The organism is Bacillus sp. JJ1474, from assembly GCF_036965225.1.
GTDB lineage: Bacteria > Bacillota > Bacilli > Bacillales > Cytobacillaceae > Cytobacillus.
Genome location: NZ_JBALPC010000102.1, coordinates 3,861 through 24,671 on the forward strand (window position 1 = coordinate 3,861; position 20,811 = coordinate 24,671).

General features: G+C 37.6%; 21 protein-coding genes and 1 pseudogene. 10 read left to right on the top strand and 12 right to left on the bottom strand.

Translation table 11 applies throughout. The features are described from left to right. Nucleotides 1-1,393 (top strand): annotated as a pseudogene (locus V7164_RS14155) (peptidase S8); the annotation flags it as partial. A gap of 107 nt (nucleotides 1,394-1,500) precedes the next feature. Here V7164_RS14155 and V7164_RS14160 read toward each other — a convergent pair. From V7164_RS14160 to V7164_RS14175, 4 genes are all read right to left on the bottom strand, one after another. Then, on the bottom strand, nucleotides 1,501-1,644 hold the full coding sequence (locus V7164_RS14160) for a YjcZ family sporulation protein (RefSeq protein WP_438824030.1): 144 nt from the start codon (nucleotides 1,642-1,644) through the stop codon (nucleotides 1,501-1,503). 35 nt (nucleotides 1,645-1,679) lie between these two features. After that, entirely contained in the window at nucleotides 1,680-1,793 is a 114-nt protein-coding gene (locus V7164_RS14165) for a YjcZ family sporulation protein (protein WP_335344575.1), read from the bottom strand. 310 nt (nucleotides 1,794-2,103) lie between these two features. Further along, nucleotides 2,104-3,651 (bottom strand): flotillin family protein, encoded by a 1,548-nt coding sequence (locus V7164_RS14170; RefSeq protein WP_335354390.1) that lies wholly within the window; start codon nucleotides 3,649-3,651, stop codon nucleotides 2,104-2,106. Nucleotides 3,652-3,666: 15 nt separating this feature from the next. Further along, entirely contained in the window at nucleotides 3,667-4,191 is a 525-nt protein-coding gene (locus V7164_RS14175; RefSeq protein WP_335346541.1) for a hypothetical protein, read from the bottom strand. A gap of 255 nt (nucleotides 4,192-4,446) precedes the next feature. On the opposite strand from V7164_RS14175, the gene V7164_RS14180 reads away from it, so the two are divergent. Beyond that, nucleotides 4,447-4,752 (top strand): hypothetical protein, encoded by a 306-nt coding sequence (locus tag V7164_RS14180; RefSeq protein ID WP_335346537.1) that lies wholly within the window; start codon nucleotides 4,447-4,449, stop codon nucleotides 4,750-4,752. 69 nt (nucleotides 4,753-4,821) lie between these two features. Here the strand turns inward: V7164_RS14180 and V7164_RS14185 are convergent, their stop codons facing one another. The 3 genes from V7164_RS14185 to V7164_RS14195 all read right to left on the bottom strand — a co-directional run bounded on the left by V7164_RS14185 (nucleotide 4,822) and on the right by V7164_RS14195 (nucleotide 5,882). Further along, the gene (locus V7164_RS14185; RefSeq protein WP_335346540.1) at nucleotides 4,822-5,076 is read right to left on the bottom strand and encodes a hypothetical protein; all 255 of its coding nucleotides are present in this window, start codon (nucleotides 5,074-5,076) and stop codon (nucleotides 4,822-4,824) included. A 167-nt stretch (nucleotides 5,077-5,243) separates the two neighbouring features. Continuing rightward, nucleotides 5,244-5,438, bottom strand: a complete 195-nt coding sequence (locus tag V7164_RS14190) for a small, acid-soluble spore protein, alpha/beta type (protein WP_438824031.1) — start codon at nucleotides 5,436-5,438, stop codon at nucleotides 5,244-5,246. A 207-nt stretch (nucleotides 5,439-5,645) separates the two neighbouring features. Then, nucleotides 5,646-5,882, bottom strand: a complete 237-nt coding sequence (locus V7164_RS14195) for a helix-turn-helix domain-containing protein (protein WP_066290188.1) — start codon at nucleotides 5,880-5,882, stop codon at nucleotides 5,646-5,648. A gap of 149 nt (nucleotides 5,883-6,031) precedes the next feature. Here V7164_RS14195 and V7164_RS14200 point away from each other — a divergent pair, with 149 nt between their 5' ends. Next, on the top strand, nucleotides 6,032-6,766 hold the full coding sequence (locus V7164_RS14200) for a protein-glutamine gamma-glutamyltransferase (RefSeq protein ID WP_335354391.1): 735 nt from the start codon (nucleotides 6,032-6,034) through the stop codon (nucleotides 6,764-6,766). A gap of 53 nt (nucleotides 6,767-6,819) precedes the next feature. Here the strand turns inward: V7164_RS14200 and V7164_RS14205 are convergent, their stop codons facing one another. Together V7164_RS14205 and V7164_RS14210 are read right to left on the bottom strand one after the other, a co-directional pair. After that, on the bottom strand, nucleotides 6,820-8,193 hold the full coding sequence (locus tag V7164_RS14205) for an FMN-binding glutamate synthase family protein (RefSeq protein WP_335488450.1): 1,374 nt from the start codon (nucleotides 8,191-8,193) through the stop codon (nucleotides 6,820-6,822). Between the two features lie 60 nt (nucleotides 8,194-8,253). After that, nucleotides 8,254-9,651, bottom strand: a complete 1,398-nt coding sequence (locus tag V7164_RS14210) for an FMN-binding glutamate synthase family protein (RefSeq protein WP_335354393.1) — start codon at nucleotides 9,649-9,651, stop codon at nucleotides 8,254-8,256. Nucleotides 9,652-9,853: 202 nt separating this feature from the next. Here V7164_RS14210 and V7164_RS14215 point away from each other — a divergent pair, with 202 nt between their 5' ends. The 6 genes from V7164_RS14215 (at nucleotide 9,854) to V7164_RS14240 (ending at nucleotide 16,107) form a co-directional block, all read left to right on the top strand. Continuing rightward, entirely contained in the window at nucleotides 9,854-10,540 is a 687-nt protein-coding gene (locus tag V7164_RS14215; protein WP_335354401.1) for a YqjF family protein, read from the top strand. 127 nt (nucleotides 10,541-10,667) lie between these two features. Beyond that, a complete protein-coding gene (locus tag V7164_RS14220) occupies nucleotides 10,668-12,248 on the top strand; it encodes a spore germination protein (protein ID WP_438824720.1) in 1,581 nt (526 codons plus the stop codon). A gap of 19 nt (nucleotides 12,249-12,267) precedes the next feature. Next, nucleotides 12,268-13,470: a Ger(x)C family spore germination protein gene (locus V7164_RS14225; protein WP_335354394.1), complete on the top strand. Its 1,203-nt coding sequence runs from the start codon at nucleotides 12,268-12,270 to the stop codon at nucleotides 13,468-13,470. 7 nt (nucleotides 13,471-13,477) lie between these two features. Beyond that, a complete protein-coding gene (locus V7164_RS14230; RefSeq protein ID WP_335354395.1) occupies nucleotides 13,478-13,699 on the top strand; it encodes a hypothetical protein in 222 nt (73 codons plus the stop codon). A gap of 54 nt (nucleotides 13,700-13,753) precedes the next feature. After that, on the top strand, nucleotides 13,754-14,854 hold the full coding sequence (locus V7164_RS14235) for a GerAB/ArcD/ProY family transporter (protein ID WP_335354396.1): 1,101 nt from the start codon (nucleotides 13,754-13,756) through the stop codon (nucleotides 14,852-14,854). A 143-nt stretch (nucleotides 14,855-14,997) separates the two neighbouring features. Then, nucleotides 14,998-16,107, top strand: coding sequence for a GerAB/ArcD/ProY family transporter (locus V7164_RS14240; protein WP_335354397.1), 1,110 nt, complete (start codon nucleotides 14,998-15,000; stop codon nucleotides 16,105-16,107). A 150-nt stretch (nucleotides 16,108-16,257) separates the two neighbouring features. Here V7164_RS14240 and V7164_RS14245 read toward each other — a convergent pair whose 3' ends face one another. Continuing rightward, nucleotides 16,258-17,397: an amidohydrolase gene (locus tag V7164_RS14245; protein WP_335354398.1), complete on the bottom strand. Its 1,140-nt coding sequence runs from the start codon at nucleotides 17,395-17,397 to the stop codon at nucleotides 16,258-16,260. 159 nt (nucleotides 17,398-17,556) lie between these two features. On the opposite strand from V7164_RS14245, the gene pepT reads away from it, so the two are divergent. After that, nucleotides 17,557-18,798 (top strand): peptidase T, encoded by a 1,242-nt coding sequence (gene pepT, locus V7164_RS14250; protein WP_335354399.1) that lies wholly within the window; start codon nucleotides 17,557-17,559, stop codon nucleotides 18,796-18,798. A 60-nt stretch (nucleotides 18,799-18,858) separates the two neighbouring features. On the opposite strand, the gene V7164_RS14255 is transcribed toward pepT, so the two are convergent. Together V7164_RS14255 and V7164_RS14260 are read right to left on the bottom strand one after the other, a co-directional pair. Further along, nucleotides 18,859-20,040 (bottom strand): NAD(P)/FAD-dependent oxidoreductase, encoded by a 1,182-nt coding sequence (locus tag V7164_RS14255; RefSeq protein WP_335354400.1) that lies wholly within the window; start codon nucleotides 20,038-20,040, stop codon nucleotides 18,859-18,861. A gap of 36 nt (nucleotides 20,041-20,076) precedes the next feature. After that, a complete protein-coding gene (locus tag V7164_RS14260; RefSeq protein WP_335346526.1) occupies nucleotides 20,077-20,514 on the bottom strand; it encodes a DUF1641 domain-containing protein in 438 nt (145 codons plus the stop codon). Between the last annotated feature and the right edge of the window lie 297 nt (nucleotides 20,515-20,811).

Genomic DNA, 20,811 nt, shown 5'->3' on the forward strand with positions numbered 1-20,811 from the left:
CGGTACAGCTGAAAATGCCCGTGCCTTCTATGATGCAGGAAATGGCTGGGCTGTTAAAATGTCTCTTACTTCTGGACACAAAAATGCAATGGTAACAGGCGGATTATTCCGATTCTGGAATACGGAATGGCCAATTCCAGGCGGAACAGCTTTCAAAGTAGAAGTATACGATGCAAGTGGTCCTGATGGTGCTCCTGGTAAAAAATTAGCAGGGCCATTCGATGCCACCGCCTTAAGAAATGGTGAATGGACACATGTTGATTTAAGTGAGCATGGAATCATGGTAAACGGCGATTTCTATATGGTTTACATCCAAACTGCACCAAATCCGAATGCTCCTGGCTTAGCAACAGATGAAAATGGAACAAATGCGAAGCGAAGCTGGCAGCTGGTAGGAGGTTCTTGGTCACCGTCACCTGTAGCAGAAGGCAACTATATGATCCGTTCTACGGTCAATTATGAGGTCACTGCACCTGTGATAACGTCACCAGCAGATGGCGTATTTACAAATGAAGGAACGGTAACTGTTGAAGGAACAACGGTACCATCTACAACCGTCACTATTTTCAATCATGGCGAAGAAGTTGCAACGGCTGAAGCTACCGAAGCTGGAATATTCTCTGCTGATGTAACATTGACAGAAGGTGAAAATATCTTAACTGCGAAGGTGACAACAGATTTAGGGTCAACAGATGCTTCAAATCCTGTGAAAATTGTTTTCGACCAAACGAAACCAGAACTAGCCATTACTACACCAGAGGATAAATCAAAAACAAATAAAGAAACAGTAACCGTTGAAGGTACAGTATCCGATGAAAATCTTGATTCAGTACAGGTTAATGGTCAAAGTGCAAATATAGCCGATGGCAAATACTCACTTCGTATTATTCTAAGTGAAGGTGAAAACATAATCACTGTTATTGCTCAAGACAAGGCAGGTAATTCTGAGGAAAAAACTGTAACAGTAAATGCAAAATATACTCCACCAACTATTGAAAATCTGCTTCCTGCAGAGGACAAGGAATTAAAGAAAGGCGAAACAGTCAAAATTGAATTTGACAGCGATCCTGGGTTAAAAGGAACTTTTGCAATCAGAATGCCATTAACAAACACTGGTGGACAGCTTTCTGACGCTAATTCACTTCCAATGACGGAAACTTCACCAGGACATTATGTAGGCTACTACACGGCCACATCAAACGTAAAAGCACCTGGAGCAGAAATAGAAGTTCATGTAACAGACGACTATGGAAATGAATCTCGAAAAATTGCTGATGGCAAGCTTTACATTAATGAAAAAAAGAAAAAGGAAAAAGATAACACAGGAAAAAGGAATAATGGAAATAATAGCAATGAAGAAGTAATTGAAGAAAACGAAAATGTTGAAAATTAAGTAATCAGAGACAGGCTCAGTTTTCAAAATGGGCCTGTTTTATACTTGCATTAATTCCATTATTCAACCTGAAAAAAGCAAGAGAGGTTCACTCTCTCGCTTCCTTCTTAACAAAAGCTAAAACATGAAGCACCTACGATGATAAGCAGAATAAACAGGACAACGATTAAAGCAAAACCGCCTCCAAATCCGCCACATCCAAAACCGCCACCATAACCGCCATAACCATAGCCGCCGTATCCAAATGACATAAACCCATCTCCTCCCTATCAATTAAAAGCATTTTTTAAATAAATCCGAACCCGCCACCGAATCCCCAAGAAGCACCAATAATGATTAACAATATAAACAATACAACAAGTAGAGCGAAGCCTCCACCGCATGCAATTCCATCTGACATATTAATTTACCTCCTTTGTTTGATTCCTTATATCCTATTCAATTAAGCTATTGTGTGCGATAGACGAATGCACAATTTTTGGGTTATTTCATTAGGACAATCTATAAATCTTGTATTTTCGCCTAATATTTATGAAATAGGCTAAATTAGTGATTGGTGTTGATTTAGCCATATATGTGCTTGTGAACGGGTTTTAATCGGGACGAAAACATTCGAGAACATGCTCGAATGGCAGTTTGCGAGTCAACAAAAAAAGGGGGGATCTAAACAGATCACCGCCCTTTCGCTAAGCCATATTCAGTAATGAAAATTAATATTTACTTATTTCTCTTTCATCTTTTGCTTCATAGTCATTCTTGCTTGTCAACTCATTCGTTAGCTCATTTATGCTCTGACGGATATTTCCCTTTCCGGAAAAGTTCTCGATCAGTTCTTTTACATCAATACCTGAGGATGCTTTAAGACTTTCTTGCATCGTGGACATTAAATTCGTTGCATATCCTGTGATTTTATTAGCACCGCCATTTTTTCCGTCACTGCCTGTATCAACAACCGTAATCTTATCAATATTGGAAAGCGGGGTTGCCACTTGCTTTGCGTATTCAGGAAGCATTTCCAAAACCATATCCATAATAGCTGCCTGACCATATTGCTCAAAGGCCTCGGCAATTTTTCGTTTCGCCTCTGCTTCAGCAAGACCTTTCAGGCGAATGATTTCAGCTTCTGCCTCACCTTGTGCACGTTGTGATTCTGCTTTAGCCAATCCATCCACTCGAACTCTTTCAGCTTCTGCACGAGCTTGGGCTTCAATTAAGTATTTATTTGCATCTGCTTCAGCTATTTGCTTTTTCTTGTTAGCTTCAGCAGCCTGCTCTACAGCATACCGGTCTGCATCTGCCTTTTTCTTTACTTCGGAATCATATTGACGTTCTCTTCTTAGTATTTCTTTTTCTTCTAATTCAATTTGTTTCTGACGCTCGATAATCTTAATTTGCATTTCCTGCTCTGTTACCTCTTGCTTTGCACGTGCTGTCTCTAAATCATAGGCTTGGTCTGCCCGAGCTTTTGCAATATCCTGCTCCCTGCGGTAATCAGCTATTTTCATTTGATTTTCTTTCTCAGCTTCGGCAATCTCTGTTGCTCTTTCAAGCTCAGCCCTTTGTGCGTCTTTATCAGCTTCTGCACGTTTGATCCGCGTTTCCATCTCAGCCTCTGCTGTTGCAATATCTGCATCCCGCTTCACCTGAGCGATTCTAGGCTTTCCTAAAGAGTCTAAATAACCGTTCTTGTCACGGACATCCTTAATTGTAAATGAAACGATGATTAAACCCATTTTTGCAAGATCCTGTGATGCGACTCTCTGAACTTCTTGGGAAAACTTATCCCGATTTTTATAAATTTCTTCAACAGTCATTGAACCAAGAATCGATCTCAAATGGCCTTCAAGGACCTCTTTCGCTTCATTTTCTCGGTCTTCCTTTGATTTTCCAAGAAATTGTTCTGCGGCTGTTGCAATCTCTCCAATGGAGCCGCCAATTTTAATGATCGCTGTACCATCCGCCATAACAGGTACGCCTTGTTCTGTATATACTTCAGGAGTAGATACCTCCAGCTTACTTGATAGTAAGCTTAACGGCTCAGCCTGCTGGAACACAGGCAGCACAAATGTACCACCGCCGCGGATAATTTTTATTTTATTTCCTGATTCATCCACATGTACATTTTTGCTGCCGAGATAGCTCCCTGTTACAATTAAGGCTTCGTCCGGACCAGCCGTTCTATACTTAGTAATAAAGATTCCTAATAAAGCAATTAATAAAAAGGCTGCAATTCCAATTACAATCCAAATCGTGAGCATAAATTTTCCTCCAATCTAGTATTCATTTTGTGGCACAACATAAAGAACCCCATCTTTAATGTCGATCACAAGAACTTTTTTTCCTTCCTCTATGATTTTGTTATCGAAGCTAGCAGCAGGCTTAGAAATCCTGCCGCTAATACTTTCAATCAAAACCTCGCCAAATCCATTCTCTGGAATTGGAATAATGACATTCCCCAATCTCCCTTTCAAAGAATCCTCTGTGTACACAAGCGACTCCTCAGAATTGGCTAATGGAATAAGAACAAATACATTTAGCAGGGTATCTAATATGATAGAAACAATTGCAGCAATGACCATTATTAGGATACTGTTTAGTCCTGTTACAGCTTCAAGCACATATCCGATTGCTGATAAAAAAGTTAAAAATGCTAAAACTAGTACCGGATTAAGGAACCCAGCTGCTTCAGATATCCCTTCGATCACATCACCGAAAAATAAGTATAAGATAATTAAACTCCCCGAAATAATAAGCGTATACAAATAGATTGTTTGGATACCGACTCCAAATATCTCCATCACTATTCAGGCCCTTTCCTTTTCATGATAACAGCCATTCGTACCCCCCCTTTAATAATCTATTTATTTGTACTCTACCTTACTTACGGATGATTGGAGGAAAATGTTTCAATTTTTAAAAAATAATTTTCAAATAACTATTTTAAGTGTTACTTAGATTCCTAAACTTTAGCCTTTTTCTGTCATCTTCGTAATTCTTCATGCATACGATACTCAGGAGATTAGTCTTTTCTTAACAGGAGGCATGAAAGAAGAATGTCGAGGTCACAAAGGTATTCTGAAAAATCATATATTGTAATAAAACGCTTCATTCTGTTCTTTTCCTTATGTATTTCAGCTTTTACTGCCCTTTATTTTTATTCTCAAAGCTTAATTAAGATTGAGGCACCAAAAAAAGTGCTTGGTGAAAAAATCATTATTCAGCTGCCATCTGGGGATCATGTTTTTACTTATGAGAACTTGATTGTAAACGAGGATGGCAAGCTATATTACAAAGGGGAGCGAAATCAAATTGACCTAACTGGCGGAATTGTGATTTATGAGGAATGGGAGGATAAATAAAAAGAGGCAGCCATAAAACTTCAATTGAAGTTCTTATGGGAGCATCCCCCTTGAACATTTCACTTTTACTTAATACCAGTATCCATAAGGCGGGTAAAAAGGATAAGGTGGATAGTATGGATAGTATGGATAACCATATCCTCCCCATCCTCCACCAAGTGCTGCTCCTAAATCTAATCCTCCTAAAAACGGAAAACCGAATCCAAAGAATGGTCCGCCAAACCCAAAGCCAAAGCCTGGGCGGCCGAACCCTCCAAATCCTCCAAATCCAAATGGTCGAATCCTTTCGTCATTCATATCAATAGTATTTGGTATTACATTCATATTCAATTTTGTTCCTCCTCATTTTCTTCTACATATTTTCACACCCATTAAATAGAATTCAAAGCAATATATAAATTCTTGGGTAATTATCTAGAAAAGGGAACTATTACTAATTAAAACGAATAAAAGAGACCCTCCAAAGAAGGGTCCCTGCCTTATCAATCTTATTACTGTCCTTGCTGATTCTTCAGCTGCTCCTGTCCCATAGCGACAAGACGCTTTGTCATTTCGCCGCCAACTGAACCATTTGCTCGTGCGGTTGTATCTGCACCAAGTTGAACTCCAAACTCGCCTGCTATCTCATATTTCATTTGATCTAATGCATTTTCAACACCAGGTACTAAAAGTTTGTTTCTAGCCATGATACATCACTCCCACCACGATTAGTTGAGCAAGTAATTGCTCTATTCTAATTTAACCGAAGGCTGGATGCTTCATTCATTTTTGAAGACGATTAATTATGTAGGAAGGTTTGAGGTGACACGGCCATAGCCTAATTTTGGGTTATGGACATGCAGCATAAGATGAGTAAACGAAAATAAATATATTTATAAATTCAAGCGGTTTATTTACATAAATGGAGGTACTCCCTTACTAATCTCAGACACAAGAGAAGCGATGGATTGAATCTGCTGATCATCTAAATCAAACGCTTTTTTAATTTTTTCTTCTAACTCAGCGGTTACTCTTCGTTTACCTACTTCTACTAATGCAATAAGCGAGAAACTGCAGCTGACAATCTTTGCAAAATCTCGCTGATTCATCTCATAACTCTTTCTTAGAAACTTAATAATTTCTTTATTCATTCTCAATGCTCATACCCCCCTTTACAGTATCATATTATTTAAATAAATTAGCATTGAAATGATCCTTTTGTAAAGTAAATTATTTTCGCCAACTGAAGAGAACACAACAAGAACCAATTAATACCTTTTGTGAAAGGAGACTTATTTAATTGATTATTATTTCAAGTTATGAAATAAAGCCTAATCAAAGCAACTTTCAGGGGACGGAAAGGGAGATATTTATCGCTTTAGAAAGCAGCCCTTCCATTCATCAATATGATTCCTTACATGAATTGCTTTTTGATATACGATTAAGGAAGCATATTATTTTAGCAGCGAAAGACCTTCAAAAAAGCGAAGCAACATTTACTCCATTTATTACATCTAAATTTAATCCGAAAATTTGGACGAAAATCAAATACGGCTATTTACTTAATCCCTCAATCCAGCCATCCGATGCACTTAAAGATGTATTTAAAAATGGGAAGGAATACGCATTTGAATGTTCAACCGCTATTGTATTTATTTATTATAAAGCAGTGCTTGATTTGATTTCAGTCAGTTATTTCAATACTTTATTCCAGAGGCTCCTTGTTTGGGATTGGAACTATGACTCAGATTTAAGTATAGTTACAAAAATAGGAAGTGATTTTATCCCAGGGGATGTTGTCTACTTTTTTAATCCCGATTATGGGCACCCAGTATGGACAGGTGAAAATGCTGTTTATTTAGGAGATGGTTTATATTTTGGTCATGGAATTGGAATTAAAACGGAAGAAGAGATGATTAAAACCCTCAATACACTTAGGAGGAAAAACGCAACAAGATCTGCCTATTTAATATCTCAGCATAGCAGATTAAATACTAAATATTTATCACAATTTGCCAAGCCTCTATATGGGTAAACATAACCAAAAGGCTCCAAATTTAAATGTTAATGAAATATAGGCGCCTTTGGTTATTCATTTTTGTTCCAGGGCTCAAACGAAAATGGTATGCCAATCATTCGGGCAGTCAGCTCATCATAAGAGACTAAATCATTTCTTGACAGTTCTTTTAATGAGCGTTTTCCCATTGCTCTTAAAGCCATTTTCATTTCTTCGGTGCTTGCAGTTAAGAATTTTTCTGCTGCTTGAGCCCCGTCTTCAATCTTAAATTGATCCTTAAACTTTCCGTTATTCCATACAACTTGGGTAGGCGGTTCAAAAGGAACGGCATTCAATATTTGATTATGAGCGACAGTAAACAGCATCGCTGAACCTAAATAGACAGCATCAGCACCGAGGGCTAGTACTTTTAAAAAGTGCCCTGGGACTAAAAGCCCTCCTGAGAAAATTAAACTAATCTGTCCCCTCATATTTCTCTTTTCTAAATGATTAACAGCCCGGACAATCGCATGCAGTGTCGGAATTCCAAAATCATCATATAAAATCGGTGGTGCTCCGTGCATGGCTGCTTGTCCGCCATCAATCGCAATATAATCAACACCCATTTCAATGATATGATCAATATCCTCTTCAATTTTTCCGCCTGCCCCAATTTTGACCCCGATAGGAACGCCACCTGTCAGCTCCCTTAGGTCATGTACAAGTTCTTTCAAGTCCTCTAATGTTTGATTTTCAAAAAAATTTTCATTGATCACTGCTTCTTCATTGTCCTTAAGACCCAATATTTCTCGGGCACGACCGGTTAATTCTTCGGGCGGAATTTTTCTTCCCATCCCGAATACTGCACCTTGTCCCAATTTAATTTCAATCATATCTGCGCGCTTTATAACGGCTTCTTCCTTTGCCCATTCTGTTTTGGCAAACTGTAAAATATACTTCCCAGCTGTATTTAATTCTTCAGGCAGAATTCCTCCTTCACCCGAGTTAATCGCTGTTCCCACATTATTTGCGGCAGACGCCAAGGAAAGTCTCACCTGTTCACTAAGTGCGATTCCATATCCCATCCCGCTAATCATAAGCGGAATTTTTATTTTCATTGGTTTTTTCGATTTTGGTCCAATCGTAACAGCTACATCTACTTCTTCTTCCCCATCAATTGGAAATGGTGTAGTTTGTGCCGGGATAAATGTAATCGGGTCAAGATTCGGCCATTTTTTAGAAGAACCTCCAAGTGGCCGAAAAAGGACTTTGCCTTTTTCTGCACGCAAGCTATTTTCAAGGACATTTTGAATGCCCATATGTCTAAACCCTGGTATCATCTCTATAATATTTTCTTGATAACTATCTGTAAAAATGATTTTCCCAAATTGCTTAACGATTTTTTTTGTAAGCCAGCGCCAAGCAATTAGCATGAAAAAAAATATGACAAATAACAAAGCAATCATTATAAAAGTTAAAAAGTTAAGTACGTTCAACAAATACACTTCCCAACATCAAGTAAAGCTTCAATTTTCCCATGGTTCAAATGAAAACGGAATTCCGATTATTTGTGAAGTCTGATCATCATATGACACTAAATCTTTTTTTGACAACTCTTTTAAAGATCGTTTTCCCATAGCCCTTAATGCCATTTTCATTTCCTCTGTACTGGCTGTTAAGAATTTCTCTGCTGCTTGAACGCCATCTTCGATCTTGAATTGATCCTTGAACTTTCCGTCATTCCAAACAGCTTGAGTAGGCGGTTCAAATGGAACCGCGTTCAATATTTGATTATGAGCGACTGTAAACAACATGACAGATCCTAAATAGACAGCATCAGCTCCGAGTGCAAGCATTTTCAAAAACTGCCCGGGTACAAAGAGACCTCCGGAGGCAATTAAACTAATTTGTCCCTTCATGTTTCTCTTTTCAAGGTGATTAGCAGCCCTAACAATCGCATGCAAGGTCGGTATACCAAAATCATCAGATAAAATTGGTGGTGCACCGTGAGTCGCTGCTTGTCCGCCATCAATAGCAATATAGTCAACACCCATTTCTATTAAATGATCAATATCTTCTTCAATTTTTCCGCCTGCACCCATTTTTACACCTATTGGAACGCCACCGGTTAATTTGCGTAAATCCTTCACAAGTTGTTTAAGATCGTCCAGCGTTTGATTATCAAAAAAGTTTTCATAGATAACTGCCTGTTCGTTTTCTTTCAGCCCCATTAATTCAATAGCACGAGGCGATAAATTATTCGGTGATATCTTTCCGCCCATGGCAAATAATGCGCCTTGCCCCAATTTAATCTCAATCATATTAGCCTGCTTCAAGATACTTTTATCCTTTGACCATTCTGTTTTTGAAAACTGTAGAATGTATTTTCCTGCTTTATCTAATTCTTCTGGAAGGACCGGTCCTTCACCAGAATTAATCGCAGTTCCTACATTTTTAGCTGCCTCCGCTAAAGATAACCGCACTTGTTCACTAAGTGCGATACCATAAGCCATTCCACTAATTATCAGAGGGATTTTAATTTTCAATGGTTTTTTTGCTTTAGGTCCTATCGTTACTTGAACATCTACTTCCTCTTCACCATCGACAGGAAATGGAGTCGTTTGTGCAGGGATAAAGGTAATTGGCTCTAAATGAGGCCATTTTTTCGAAGAACCAAGTGGCCGGTGTAAGATATCACCCGATTCTGCACGCAAACTATTTTCAAGCACATTTTGAATGCCCATATGCCTGAATCCAGGTAACATTTCAATAATATTTTCTTGATAACTATCCGTTAAAATAATTTTGCCCATTTTCTTTACCATCCGTTTCATAAGCCACCGCCAACCGAAAAGTATAAATAAAAAAAGGACAAAAGATATTACGATCATCGCAAAAGTCATATAAGTTAATATATTCGACATTTTTCTACTCCAAAATCAAATAAAAAATCCATTTAGTATGTCCTAGTATTTCCAAATTAGGTAAATAATATGATCGGCATTGCATGAAAACTTTCCTTGGAGAAAAGACTAAGAAGAAAAAATGTCAATTGGAGAATTTTTTATGAAGTTAATTAATAATACTTTACACAGACCTTTTCCATTGCCCTCAAAAAATTGGATTATGCGACAGACATGGAGAGACCTATTGTTTATTCATTGGCCTATTCCATCTGAAAAATTGCGTAAGCATATTCCAGCATCTTTAGAAATTGACACATTTAATGGATCTGCTTGGTTGGGAATAATTGTTTTTGTTATGGACGGCATTTATCCTCGAGGATTGCCCAACATTTCCATCCTGCCTAAATTTCAAGAAATTAATGTACGTACATATGTTAAGTGTAACGGGAAAAGCGGCATTTATTTTCTTTCTTTAGATGTTTGCGACTGGGCTTCCTACACAATTGCAAAAAGATGGCTTCGTCTGCCTTATCAATCTGCACAAATTTCAATAGAAAAAAAGGGTCAAAACTTTCATTATAAAAGCATTCGTAAAAGAAAAACAAAATACGAGATCACTATTGATGGAACATATAAACCACTAGAAGAAGTTTATTTGCCTAAGGAAGGAACACTTGATCATTTTCTGACTGAACGCTATTGTTTTTTTAGTTCAAATAATGGTATCCATACATATTGCTTGGAAATCCACCATCAGCCATGGCAGTTACAAAAGACTGAGATAGAAATATATAAGAATACCCTTTTTACACCGTTTAATATTGATGTTAACAAAGTAACACCAATCTCCCACTTTTCTAAGGGGACAGATTCACTAATTTGGAATATTAAAAAAATTGGAGTGTAATAAAAAAAAATTTTCAACAAAAAAAGCCCATATGTTAATTTGGGGATTAATTGTATAAAAACACCTAAATGAAGAATCTTAGAAATAAGAGTTAGAGTAGCCGCAAAAAATAGTGGGGGGAACGAGCTTGATTCGTAATGTAAATAAATTATTAAGGAAATCAAAAGATAAAAAGGTTCAATTCCAAAATATGAATCATGAATCCAAGCCTCAGGATCCACTCCAATATAATTTAAGTGCAAATGAAGAAGTTTTTCGTTCAATTTATGAAAACTGTTCTGATGTTGTATTTCGGCACTTCTTACTTTTTGGAAAGAAAAAAGCTTTAATCATTTTTATTGAAGGGCTTTCAGATAATGATAGCATTGAAAAATATGTTCTCTCCCCTCTTATGCAGGAGGTCGGTCATGAATCTAAGACTATTGATAAATTCCTAGAACAAAAACTTCCGGTTTCTAAAGTAAATAGAGTCCAATTATTGGCTGATTGTATTGAATCAATCTCATCGGGTAAACCAATTCTATTATTTGAAGGGGAAAAAGACGGATTTTCCTTAGGTTTAGCAAAATGGGAAAAGAGAAGTATTGAGGAACCATCAGCAGAGTCTGTAATAAGAGGTCCGCGTGAAGGCTTTACGGAATCATTGCAGGTGAGCACATCACAATTAAGGAGAATTATTAAAAGCCCTGCATTAAAAATACGAACAATGAAAATCGGAACTTACACAAAAACAACCGTTGCACTAGCTTATATTAAAGAGTTAGCGGACAAAACACTGATAGAAGAAATAAATAACCGTCTTCAAAGGATCCAGATTGATGGGATATTGGAGAGTGAATATATCGAGGAAATGATTGAGGATAATCCTTATTCACCATTCCCGCAAATATTGTCAACAGAACGTCCAGATATTGTATGTGGGAATTTACTAGAAGGACGTGCTGCTATTTTGGTTGAAGGTTCCCCCTTCTGCCTAGTTGCGCCAATTTCCTTTTTTTCTTTGCTTCAATCACAGGAAGATTATTATCAACGTTTTATGATTAGCACGTTTATCCGTTGGTTACGATATGTGTTCTTTGGAGTATCTCTCTTGCTTCCTTCACTTTATGTGGCTGTTACGACATTCCATCAAGAGATGGTCCCAACAGCACTGCTGCTTAGTATTGCAGCCGCCAGGGAGACAGTCCCTTTTCCTGCCTTAGTAGAGGTGTTTCTTATGGAAATCACGTTTGAAGCACTGCGAGAGGCAGGGGTTCGATTACCGAAACAAGTAGGGGCCGCTGTCAGTATTGTTGGAGCCCTCGTCATTGGACAAGCTGCAGTCCAAGCAGGAATCGTTTCAGCACCAATGGTCATTGTTGTAGCAATTACAGGAATTGCTTCATTTATGATCCCTCGCTATATAGCCGGAATTGCTATCCGTTTGCTGCGATTTCCGATTATTTTTCTTGCCGGTACATTAGGGCTGCTTGGGATCGTGATGGGTATCCTGGCTATAGTGATTCACTTATGCAGCTTGCGTTCCTTTGGTGAACCCTATCTAGCACCTTTAGCACCACTTAAAGGCCATGAACTCAGGGATGTTCTGTGGAGATCCCCTTTATGGATGATGGATAAACGCCCGCACCTTACTGGGGAATCGAATATATATCGACAGACTTCAGGTATGGAACCGAATCCAAATAGAGGCGGAGAATCGGAAAATTAAAGGATGAGGGTGATCAACAATGTTAGAGAAAGGACAAAGGAATCTTTATCTAAAAAAATTCCTTCTATTGATTTCTTTTGGTGGATTGCTTCTTTTGTTAACCGGCTGCTGGGATCGATGGGAAATTAATGATTTAGCGCTTGTCACTGCTGCAGCGATTGATAAAAAGGAAGACAATCAAATTGAACTATCCATCCAAATTTTTGTTCCTAAAGCAATAAGCAGTGGAGGCGCTCAAGGGGGGCAAGGAGGAGGAGGAGGAGCTACAACAGTGTCAACATCTCATACAGGAGTCAATATTGCAGATGCCCTATCAAAACTTCAAGGTGAATTGCCTCGTAAAATCTTTTGGGGACAATGTAAAGTGTTTATTTTCGGGGAAGATTTAGCAAGGGAAGGAATACGAGATCATTTAGATTTCCTGCTCCGCCATCCACAGCCAAGAGAAAGAGCATTTGTGTTTGTCAGTAAAGGAAAAGCAAAGAATATCCTTCAATTACAGACTAGACTAGAACGCTATTCTGCGGAAACAGTTCGGGAAATAGTTAAATTAAGTATTGGGATGAAGACCACATTACAGGACTTAGATGAAATGCTTATTAGCGAAGCTCAAGCAGCTGCTCTCCCATATGTTAAATTTGAAACTGAGAAAACAAGTAAAGAAAAGTCCCTTCAGTTTCCAAAAATTTCAGGAACAGCAGTATTTAAAAAAGACAAAATGGTTGGAACGATTTCCGAACATAAAACTAGAGGAATCTTATGGTTAAGGAATGAAGTAAAAGAATATACCGTTACCGCAAAACCTCAAGGTAAAAGAGGGGATTTGTCTTTAAATCCGGTATCAGTCCAAATCAATCTAATTCCGCAAATTAAAGATGAGCAGTGGAAAATGACAATAAAGGTAAAAACAGAAGGTGCCATTGTGCAAAACAGAACGAATTTGGACCTTTCAAATCCAAAATCATTAAAGATTGCAGAAAAAACATATAAAAAAGATATTGAAAAGCGTATCGAATCTGCTATCAAGTATACACAGCATGATCTGAAAGCTGATATTGTTGGTTTCGCCAAAGAATTCCACCATAAATACCCTAAAGAATGGAAAATGGTAAAACATCGTTGGGATGAGCAATTTTCAGAAGTAAAGGTGGAAATCGACGTTGAAGGTCATATTCGCAGGGAGGGCAATATTAATAAATCAATGGAATTGAAAATGAGGTGAATGAAAAATGAGGTGGGAAGGTTTCTTTAGTACAGCTGTAATTATCTTTGTCATCCTTTTGTTTCAATGGCCTAAAATGAAACAAAAACCTAAAAAAGACAAAGGTGCACTTATTGTACTCCTCCTTATCGGTTTAGTGTTATCAATGTTCAATCTCCCGCAGATGGATGGGCCCACAACATGGATAGATGCTCTTTTTAAGCCATTCGGACAGTTCATGGAAAAGTAAATCTCGTGATTACAAACATGAATGTTTTTCGATACGTTCTAACAAAGGAGAAAAATGATGGAGAAAGGCAAAATTTCATCTCTTCAGATGGCAATGTTGATGTATCCTACGATAGTCGCTACCGCCATCCTTTCAGTTCCAAGCATTACCGCTAAATATGCGGCACAAGATCTATGGCTGTCACCTGTTTTTGCGTCTATTATGGGGTTTTTGACAGTCTATATAGCTATTCGTTTGCAAAAGCTTTATCCAAATTTCACCTTTGTCCAAACCATTGAACAGATCATTGGCCGATTCCCGGGAAAAATTATTAGTTTTTTCATATTATTTTTTTATATCCATATAAATGGACAAATCGTCAGAGAGTACGGTGAATTTATTGTCAGCTCTTTTCTGCACAAAACCCCGATTAGTATCATCATGTCTATGATGGTACTCCTATGTGCTTTTGTCGTGTACGGAGGTTTAGAAGTTTTAGGGAGAGTTGCCCAATTACTTTTTCCGATTTTTTTTATACCGCTTATCATTTTAATCTTCTTAATAAGTCCTAACTTTGAACTTGGAAACATACTCCCAATATTAGAGAGAGGAATCTATCCAACACTCAAGGGGGCGATTGTACCTGGTGGATGGTTTACGGAGTTTTTTCTAATCATTTTCATGCTGCCTTTTTTAGCTGATATAAAAAAAGGAATGAAATACGGGATAATAACGGTTTTTGGCGTGATGGTGACGTTAGTTGTGGTGAATCTTATCGTTCTTCTTGTACTCGGTACAACAACAGCCTCTAAGGCTTATCCTCTGATGCTTGCAAGTCGATACATTAGCTTCGCTGACTTTTTCGAAAATTTGGATTCCGTTGTGATGGCCATTTGGATTGTAGGGGCATTTGTTAAAATTTCCGTGATTTATTATGCCGTTGCTTTAGGTACAGCACAATTGCTAAATCTTTCAGACTACCGGCCAATTATTTGGCCAATTGGAATTTTTACTTTAGAATTTAGCTTTTGGTCGTTACCTAACACGATGACCCTTAATTATTTTAACTTGATTTTCCCTTTCTATGGAGCTCTCTTGCAAACCATTATTCCGCTGTTTTTATTAGTCATTGGGGTTATACGGAAAAGAAATAGTAAGGAATTTCATTCAAGCTAATATTTCATAACGATGTAAATGTACTCTTTGAAGCGAGTTGGAAAAGAACACCATCTAAAACGTTTGAACAGTTTTTAGAAAAGCAACTGCTGTAATCTCGTCATGATTTCATTTTCAATAGTATTTAGCAAAGGAGAAAAATGATGGAGAAAGGTAAAATTTCATCCCTCCAGATGGCAATGTTGATGTATCCTACGATAGTCGCTACCGCTATCCTTTCTGTGCCAAGCCTTACCGCCAAATTTGCTCAACAAGATCTATGGCTGTCACCCATTTTGGCGTCTATAATCGGATTTGTGACTGTTTATATAACTGTTAGTTTGCACAAACTTTATCCGGGTCAAACGATTGTCCAATTCAGCGAACACATCATTGGCCGATTTCCGGGAAAAATTCTCGATTTTTTCATTTTGTCTTTTTACCTAATAACCACGGGGGTTGTCGTCAGAGTATACGCAGAATTTATTGTAGGCTCCTTTCTGTTCAAAACCCCGATTAGTTTAATAATCTCTTTAATGGCACTCCTTTGCGCTTTTTCTGTACACGGAGGTTTAGAAGTAGTAGGAAGAGTTGCCCAATTAATTTTTCCGATTTTTGTCATTCCACTCATTATTCTTATCATACTTCTAAGCCGCGATTTTGAAATTAGCAATATACTGCCGATATTAGAGAGAGGAATCATCCCTCCTCTAAAAGGTGCAATCGTGCCATTTGGATGGTTCTCAGAATTTTTTCTGATTATTTTTCTTCTTCCTTTTTTAGCAGATATGAAAAAAGGAATGAAATACGGGATAATGACTGTTTTTGTCGTAATGGTGACATTAGTTGGCGTTAATCTTATTGTTCTTTTTGTATTAGGTACAACTATAGATTCTAAGGTTTACCCTCTGATGGTAGCAAGTCGATACATTAGTCTTGCTGATTTCTTCGAAAATTTGGAGTCTGTTGTTATGGCTTTATGGATTGTAGGGGCATTCGTCAAAATCTCTATGTTATACTATGTCGTTGCTTTAGGTACTGCCCAATGGCTTAATCTTACGGATTACCGGCCTATTATATGGCCCATAGGAATTTTAATTGTAGAATTTAGCTTTTGGTCATTGCCTAATACAATGGAATATAGCCGTTATACTGTAAAGGGATTCCCTTTTTATGCAATCCTTATACAAACTATTATCCCTCTGTTTTTACTAATAATTGCTGTTCTGCGGAAAAGAAAGAGAAAACCATTAGATTCTAGCAAAAATATATAATAGCATGGCTGATTTTCTTAATTGATCCATATTAGCTCGCCCGCCTTCTTTTGTAATAAAGAAAGACCTTCTTAACCAAGTTAGGAAGGTCTCTAAGTTAAAAGCTAAAACTAAAAACTTCTATTATTTTTATTCTTGAAAAATTATTTGTTACCACTGCTTTTTATCTGCCTCTAATATTAGATTGGTTAAAATCTTTGCACCGTAAATTAGTGCTTCCTGATTAAATGTCATTTTTGGATGATGAAGCCCAGGCTGGAGATCACATCCTAAGCCAATCATCGTAGCTGCAATGTCTGGTTTTTTCAATGTATAAAAATGGAAATCCTCTGCCCCTGGAGAATGGCAAGCTTGTTCGAAATTATCTTCGCCAAGGATGGAAATAATAGCATGCTTTCCAAGTTCAATTGCTTTTGAATTTTCTACTGCAGCTGGTGAATACTCTACAAGTTTTGATTCAATCTCTGTTTCAGTAAGTGCAGCCATTTTTTGCATAGTATGTTCTGCTTTATTAATTAGCTTTGTCATCGTTTCATTCGTCTCAGCTCTTAGATCAAATGTAAATTGAACAGTTTCTGGAATTGAATTAGATGCTTCTCCACCGTGAAGCTCTGTTATTTTTATAGAATATTTGTGATTATCTTTTAATCGGATTTGTCGAATTGCCTGAATTAACATAGCAGCTGCTTCAATCGGGTTATTCCCTTCCTCAGGTCTTGCTGCATGTGCTTGCACACCTTTAATGACACCTTTAATCGTTGCTGAAGATCCATGAAGAATGACGGGTGCGGCCTTTTGGAAAGGAATTTCAATTAATGGGCGTAAATGAATCCCGCCAAGGAATTTGACATTTTTCAAAGCCCCTTCTTCAATCATTTTCAGAGCACCTTCTGCTTTTTCCTCGGCAGGCTGGAAAATAAAACGGATAGTGTGTTTAAAGCGTTGCCCTGATTTAGCTAAGACAAGTGCCGTATAGAGGGCCATTGTACTGTGTCCATCATGCCCACATGAATGATTTGCACGAACCTCCCCATCTACCTCCTGGACTAATGCGTCCATGTCTGCACGAAGGGCGATGACATCCTTTGATTCCCCTTGAATCTCGGTGACTAAACCAAAATGGTCTTGATACGTTTTAACCTTTAACCCTGCATTTATTAGCTTTTCACGAATATATGATGAGGTTTTTTCCTCTTGCCAGCTTGGCTCAGCAAGCTGATGAAGTTCTTGATAGGTTTGGAGAATTTCTTCGCGATTTTGTTCAATCAACTGAATAGGATCTTGCCTCATTATGTAAATCTCCTTTTTTAGCTTAAATTGAAATATTCAATCATTATACACTAAATTTATTTAAGAATGGGCATTTTTCAATATAAAGCTGTCTATCTTATACTTTTATAGATTGGAGTGATAAAATGGTAATAGTACCATACAAAGGAGTTGTTGAGATTGAAAAGTGAAATAATTAAAAGATTTACTACATATGTGAAAATTGATACGCAATCTAATGAAGCGAATGAAACATGCCCTTCCACACAAGGTCAGCTAACCTTGGCGAATTTATTAGTCGAAGAATTAAAGTCAATCGGAATGGAAGAAGTATCAATTGATGAGAATGGGTATGTAATGGCGACTTTACCCGCCAATACAGAAAAGTCAGTGCCTACAATTGGATTTTTGGCTCATCTGGATACAGCAACTGATTTTACAGGTGCAAATGTCAAACCGCAAATTCACGAAGATTATGATGGTAATGATATTATCTTAAATAAAGATTTACAAATTGTTCTCTCACCAAAGGATTTTCCAAGCTTAAACCAATATAAAGGCCATACTTTAATTACAACAGATGGAACCACTCTTCTTGGTGCTGATAATAAGGCGGGAATTGCTGAGATTATGACGGCAATGGAATACTTCATTCAACATCCCGAAATAAAGCACGGCAAAATAAGAGTGGCTTTTACCCCTGATGAGGAAATTGGCAGAGGGCCTCATAAATTTGATGTGGCGGCCTTCAATGCAAAATATGCATATACAGTAGACGGAGGACCTCTTGGGGAACTCGAGTATGAAAGCTTCAATGCTGCTGCTGCAAAAGTTACCATTAAAGGAAATAATATTCACCCTGGAACTGCTAAAGGGAAAATGGTGAATTCAACAAAAATAGCGATACAATTCAACTCGAAGCTTCCTGTTAATGAGGCTCCTGAATTTACTGATGGGTATGAGGGTTTCTACCATCTTCTTTCTTTTAATGGAGATGTGGAAGAAACAAAGCTAAGTTACATCATACGTGATTTTGATAAGGATAAATTCAATGCTAGAAAAGCAAAAATGGAAGCCATTGTTCAGGAGCTCAAGCAAAAATATGGACAAGACAAAATCCTTCTTGAAATGAAGGATCAGTATTATAATATGAAGGAAAAAATCGAACCTGTTAAAGAAATCGTTGATATTGCACACGAGGCAATGGAAATGCTGGATATTGCCCCAATTGTAAAACCAATCCGCGGCGGCACTGATGGCTCACAGCTTTCCTATATGGGACTGCCAACTCCAAATATTTTTACTGGCGGCGAAAACTATCACGGTAAATTTGAGTATATTTCCGTTGATAATATGGAAAAGGCAGTAAATACGATTGTGAATATTATTAAGCTGTTTGAGGAAAAGGGAGAAAATTTATAGAAAAATAAAATGAAGCTGCTAACCGTGATGGTTTTGGCAGCTTCATTTTTTTATTATGCCTTAGTATGCTAATGCATACAAAGCTTTAATATGTGAATAGTAGCGAACATTACTTGCTTCCTTCATGATAGACGCAGGCAGTCCTTTAAGTGAAGTTTCGTTAGCACCGATTGTTGCTACAGCATCTTTACGGCCAAGGCTTGCAAGAGTACCTGAATTTACTGGTGCAAATGTATCAAATGTCTTGTCTTTAAGAAGTGCGAATAAATTATAACCAACAAGTTCTCCCATTTGCCATGCATTTTGTGCGGTTGGCGCATATGGACGACCGCCTTCTGCTGGGAAGGCAACTGCACTGTCTCCAACAACAAATACATCAGGATGAGAAGATGATTGAAGATTTTCATTAACAGTTGCACGACCGCGATCACATGCAAGACCAGATTGTTCAACAATCGGAAGTGCTTGGATTCCGCCTGTCCATACAAATGTATTGGCAACAATTTTTGATCCGTCTTTAAGGTCGATCTCATTTCCATTTACATTCGTTACAGGAAGACCTGTCAAGAATTCTACACCACGAGCTTCAAGACTTGCAGTAGCACGTTCGATTAAGTGATCAGGTAAAACCGGAAGAATTTTTGGACCAGCTTCAACAAGCTTGATTTTCAATTCTTTCGGATCTACTCCATATTTTTTTGCGATTTTTGGCATATTATCAACGATTTCACCAACTAGCTCAACGCCAGTTAATCCGCCGCCGCCAATAACAATCGTTGCATCTGCTTCATTTCGAGTTTTGCTGTATTCTTCAATTTTTCCAACAATATGATTGTAAATGTTATTAGCATCTTCGACTGATTTTAATACCATGCTGTTTTCCTCTAGTCCTGGAATACCAAAGTAACCAGTTTTGCTTCCTAGAGCAACAACAAGTACGTCATATTTTAATGTGGAACCATCATCAAGCTTTACTGCCTTTTCGTCAACAGAGAATGAGTCAACCTTAGCAATTTTCAAGTTAATATCTTTGCCTTTGAAAACCTTTTCTAACGGCATAGAAATAGCCTTTTCTGCAATTGTTCCCCCTGCAAGACGGTGCAGCTCAGTAATAATTTGGTGTGTTGGATATTGATTTACTACAGTAACATAGGCTTCTTCACTATTTAAGTATTTGCGAACAGTTAAAGCTGAAAGAACTCCGCCATAACCTGCCCCTAAGATCACAATATGTTTTGACATGTATCATCCCGTCCTTACTAGTTGTATTAAAAGAACTTATCTTTGTTGGCTATTCTTTTCTCCAGAGATTTGAAGATAAGCATTAACGAAACGGAAAAGCTTTTGGGCTTGAGGGTCTTTCAGCATTTTTAATACGCCAAATAAACCGATCACTTCATGGCTTTCATCCGCACGATCTTTTGCTTCAATAGCAGTAGCTGCAATACTTTTAACAGTGTCCTTAACTGGACCTGCCATTTCAGCGATTGCACTTACTGTATCATTCTTTAATACATCATCAGTTGCCACTGATTGAGCGAAGTCATATGATTTGTTTAAAATATTTACTAGCTCTGTTAGCTTTGGCAGCTGCTCTACTAATGTTGTTAAGGATTCCTGTACCTCAGGTTTTAAAAGCTGATCAAGAATATCAAGTTTCTCTTGATACGACACATGCTCTTGTTCAGGTTTTGGTTGTGTAAGCGTTGCAGTCATGTTCACTACCCCTTTACAAAATAAATATTTTTACTATCAACTGAAGGAAATTTATGTCTTGTGTGATTTTTCACAAAGGCAATTAAAAACATCTTAAAATACTATTAAATAGTTATCCTGTTACTAAACAACTATTTATGTAAGCCCTTCAATCATCACAAAACTACTATACGACTTATTTTGAATAATATCAATTACAATTTTTGAATATATTCATAGCTTAAATGTTATTTACAGGTGGAATATGAATAAAGTTAAAGGCTGCATTCCTCAAAATGGAATATCAGTCCCCTATAC

Coding starts and splice junctions, on each gene's coding strand:
- V7164_RS14240 (WP_335354397.1), top strand. CDS start 14,998: ATGGAGAAAGGTAAAATTTCATCCCTCCAGATGGCAATGTTGATGTAT.
- V7164_RS14170 (WP_335354390.1), bottom strand. CDS start 3,651: ATGCTCACGATTTGGATTGTAATTGGAATTGCAGCCTTTTTATTAATT.
- V7164_RS14255 (WP_335354400.1), bottom strand. CDS start 20,040: ATGTCAAAACATATTGTGATCTTAGGGGCAGGTTATGGCGGAGTTCTT.
- V7164_RS14215 (WP_335354401.1), top strand. CDS start 9,854: ATGCGACAGACATGGAGAGACCTATTGTTTATTCATTGGCCTATTCCA.
- V7164_RS14175 (WP_335346541.1), bottom strand. CDS start 4,191: ATGGAGATATTTGGAGTCGGTATCCAAACAATCTATTTGTATACGCTT.
- V7164_RS14230 (WP_335354395.1), top strand. CDS start 13,478: ATGAGGTGGGAAGGTTTCTTTAGTACAGCTGTAATTATCTTTGTCATC.
- V7164_RS14160 (WP_438824030.1), bottom strand. CDS start 1,644: ATGTCATTTGGATACGGCGGCTATGGTTATGGCGGTTATGGTGGCGGT.
- V7164_RS14180 (WP_335346537.1), top strand. CDS start 4,447: ATGTCGAGGTCACAAAGGTATTCTGAAAAATCATATATTGTAATAAAA.
- V7164_RS14245 (WP_335354398.1), bottom strand. CDS start 17,397: ATGAGGCAAGATCCTATTCAGTTGATTGAACAAAATCGCGAAGAAATT.
- V7164_RS14165 (WP_335344575.1), bottom strand. CDS start 1,793: ATGTCAGATGGAATTGCATGCGGTGGAGGCTTCGCTCTACTTGTTGTA.
- V7164_RS14205 (WP_335488450.1), bottom strand. CDS start 8,193: ATGATTGCTTTGTTATTTGTCATATTTTTTTTCATGCTAATTGCTTGG.
- V7164_RS14260 (WP_335346526.1), bottom strand. CDS start 20,514: ATGACTGCAACGCTTACACAACCAAAACCTGAACAAGAGCATGTGTCG.
- V7164_RS14225 (WP_335354394.1), top strand. CDS start 12,268: ATGTTAGAGAAAGGACAAAGGAATCTTTATCTAAAAAAATTCCTTCTA.
- V7164_RS14190 (WP_438824031.1), bottom strand. CDS start 5,438: ATGGCTAGAAACAAACTTTTAGTACCTGGTGTTGAAAATGCATTAGAT.
- V7164_RS14185 (WP_335346540.1), bottom strand. CDS start 5,076: ATGAATGTAATACCAAATACTATTGATATGAATGACGAAAGGATTCGA.
- V7164_RS14235 (WP_335354396.1), top strand. CDS start 13,754: ATGATGGAGAAAGGCAAAATTTCATCTCTTCAGATGGCAATGTTGATG.
- V7164_RS14195 (WP_066290188.1), bottom strand. CDS start 5,882: ATGAATAAAGAAATTATTAAGTTTCTAAGAAAGAGTTATGAGATGAAT.
- V7164_RS14210 (WP_335354393.1), bottom strand. CDS start 9,651: ATGTCGAATATATTAACTTATATGACTTTTGCGATGATCGTAATATCT.